Source organism: Hydrocoleum sp. CS-953, from assembly GCF_002260545.1.
Classification (GTDB): domain Bacteria; phylum Cyanobacteriota; class Cyanobacteriia; order Cyanobacteriales; family Microcoleaceae; genus Trichodesmium.
Genome location: NZ_LGSU01000450.1, coordinates 1 through 3,156, shown reverse-complemented (window position 1 = coordinate 3,156; position 3,156 = coordinate 1). Strand labels below are relative to the sequence as shown.

At 33.3% G+C, this 3,156-nt stretch carries 2 protein-coding genes; both read left to right on the top strand.

What is annotated here, in order from left to right; all coding sequences use genetic code 11:
* Window positions 1-127: 127 nt before the first annotated feature.
* On the top strand, window positions 128-1,072 hold the full coding sequence (locus tag AFK68_RS04505) for a hypothetical protein (RefSeq protein WP_094671768.1): 945 nt from the start codon (window positions 128-130) through the stop codon (window positions 1,070-1,072).
* Window positions 1,073-1,289: 217 nt separating this feature from the next.
* Complete coding sequence (locus AFK68_RS04500; protein ID WP_094671767.1) at window positions 1,290-2,585, top strand: glycosyltransferase; 1,296 nt, start codon at window positions 1,290-1,292, stop codon at window positions 2,583-2,585.
* Window positions 2,586-3,156: the final 571 nt, after the last annotated feature.

Below are 3,156 nucleotides of genomic sequence, written 5' to 3'. Positions count from 1 at the left end.
AGATAATTTTTTTCATAAATGCCTGTCATCTAACCCTAAGTAAAATTATATTTCAGGGTAGTAAAAATAAGTCAAGTCAAACTTTTCCATATTCTGTCTAGCAGTTTTCATAAGGAGGCATAACTTAATGTTATCGAATACCTGTTCACTCTCAATTTTGGTAGCAAGAACAGATTTACCTTTTATGATGCATACCATTCCTCATCTAGTTAGGATGAGTAATTTTAATTTTATTCAAAAAGTGTTGTGTATGGATACAGCACCTCTATCTGGAGATAAAGTTATGCGTCCTGGTGTTGGTACTCTAAGTGAACTCAGAGATTGCTGTAACAAACTTATAAGTGAAGGTATTGTAGATCAAGTTGTGGATATTAACTATGACAAAACTTATCAACAACAAATGTATCAAAAGCATTTTGGTAGTCCAATTAAGTATACCCATAACTATAGAGGTTATCCAATCTTGGGGTCAATTTTTCATATAGAATCTGTACCGGGAGATTATATGTTGCATTATGACAGTGATATGCTTCTACATCAACAACCAGATTATAGCTGGATAGATGAAGGTATCAAGTTAATGGAGCAGTATCCGGAAATAATGGCAATTAGACCATTGACAGGGCCACCAACTGAGGATGGTGCTATATACCAAAAAAATAAGTCCCTAAAACCAGAAGCAGGGGGGTTCTATAAATTCAAATTTTTCAGTAGTAGAGTATATCTGATTAACCGTAAACGCTTTGACAAGTTACTGCCATTGCCCATTTTGTGGCGTTCTTACAAGAACAAATTTCTTAATCAACTGCCACTAAATATAAAAACCCTCTTGAACTACTATACTGGCAAAGGCAAGCTGGATTCTTGGGAGGTTATGGTATCTATGCAGTTAGAGAAAACTGATTATATACGAGCAACTATGAGTTCACCCAAGGCGTGGACAATTCATCCTAAAGATAGAAGTCCAGAATTTATCGGAGCTTTGCCAAATATTATCGAAAAAATAGAGCAAGGATGGTATCCACCTGAGCAAGCTGGACACTATGACTTTATTTCCAAATATTGGCTTTGAGCGAAGAAAGTTAACGGATAAATTGAGTTTTTTCCCTGTCTTTCTAGTAAAGGGAGCTTTATATTATGTAACTTAAACCAACATGGAAATTTAGCTCCCCTTCAAACTCTATAATCAGAAGTTTACTATTTAAAGATATTTTGGTAAAACCTCATAACAATTAGTTAGAGTTGCTAATCAATTTGGGGTAGAACAAATATTAAATTTTGGGGCTACTATGAAACTGATACTTCCTATAGAATTTTATCGTCAAGGTGGAGTAGAACGGGTAATTTGTGGAACAATAGAGGAATGGATTGAAATTGACGAAGTGGAGGAAATAATATTAATTTTGCAAAAAAAAGATATTCCTCATTTTCAAGAAAAGTTGCCTAAGTCTCCAATAATTAAATACGAATCATTTACATTACCCCCTAAATCTTTACAATCTCGAATACTTTCTCTAATTAATAAGTTTTCGTCTTTATCAGGTAATATTAAGGCGAAAAAAGTTCAAATGTTTTTGAAACGTCTCCGTCGTAAATATCAGAGTAAGTTTAGTATCAAATATTTAGCTAATTATTATCAAGCTACTCATTGTTTGTACTTTTTAGCTAATCAATTAACTCCACCCGATCTTGATATTCCTTTAGCAATGGTAACACATGATGTGTTCTGGAGATTTGCTCCTTTAAGTTATCCAGAATCTTATGTAAGGAAATATGATTTAAGTCTACTGGAATGGCTGAAGGAGGTTAATATTGTTTTTACTGTTTCTGAAAAAACCCGTAAAGATATTATCTCAGTTTTTCCAGAGTTTACGAGTAAGATTACTACTATAGCTAATTCAGGTTTTCCTACTAAGTCAAATGTTTCACAAAGGTTATTGGGTTTAGCAGAAAATTCCCAAGAATCTATTGGCGACTTGCCAATTTTTTATTTGCCTTCTTCTTTCGGTGTTTATAAAGATCACTTAACTTTGCTAAAAGCTGGTATCAAGCTTGCAGAAAAAAAGTTGAAGTTTAAAATAGTTTTGATTGGTAAGGAAACAGATAATTTGATTGCGGGAAAAATTACCTTATCTCAGCAAAAGAATAGTCAAGAATATATTGATTATCTGCATCAATGTCAGGAAATATCTCAGAATAATCAAAATATAATGCAGGAATATTTTGAGGGGTTAGGATATTCTTCGGATGAAGATGTAGAAAAATCGTATCGGAATTCTTCTTGTGTAGTTTTTCCTTCTAAATATGAAGGTTTTGGTTTGGCTTTATCAGAGTCGGTTGTCAGAGGAATACCTGCTATTGTCTCAGATTTAGAAGTTTTTCGAGAGCAGGTAGAACTTTATAAATGTGGCGATCTGGTAGATTTTTTCCCGGTTGGTGATGTGGATGCTTTAGCAAATTGTATGGAAAAATTTATTCTTAATCCTCGGAAGAAGTTATCTCCTGAAGAAATAGATACACGCTTTTCTCATTGGACTTGGAGGGAGACTGCTAAAGAATATGTTCGTCTGTTAAAACAGTTGTAAAAAGTTAAATGTAAGTTGAGTTTTGAAAAGTTATTAAGGTTGAGTGATGAATCTCAAATAATTTTCAGTGCTATTTGTTCATCTAACTCAGAAGCTAAGTATCAAAGTTTAATTAAGAGGTTTGAGTTAAACCAATAATAGTCTGCTGAAGAGGTACTCTCTCAGACCTATATCTAAAATCTAGCAACTAAGACGTTGTAGTTAAGTCAAAGTTATATTCAGTTTTCTTGTGGGAGTAAAAAGTAGGCTATCAAGTTGAATTTTAAAATAAATTTTACCCACCTAACTCAGAAGCTAAGTGTCAAAATTTAACTAAGTAAGATGTTGGAGTTAAACCAATGGTCTGCTCAGGAGGCGATCGCTCATAGCTCGATCTAAAGTCTAATAACTAAGACGTTATAGTTATATCAAAATATATAGTTAGTTCTCTTGTGGGACTAAAAAGTAGAGTGTGAATTGGAATTTTGAAAAGTTATTAAGATTGAGTGATAAATCTCAAGTAATTTTCAGTGGTATTTGTTCGCCTAACTCAGAAGCTAAGTGTCAAAATTTAACTAAGACGTTGGAGTTA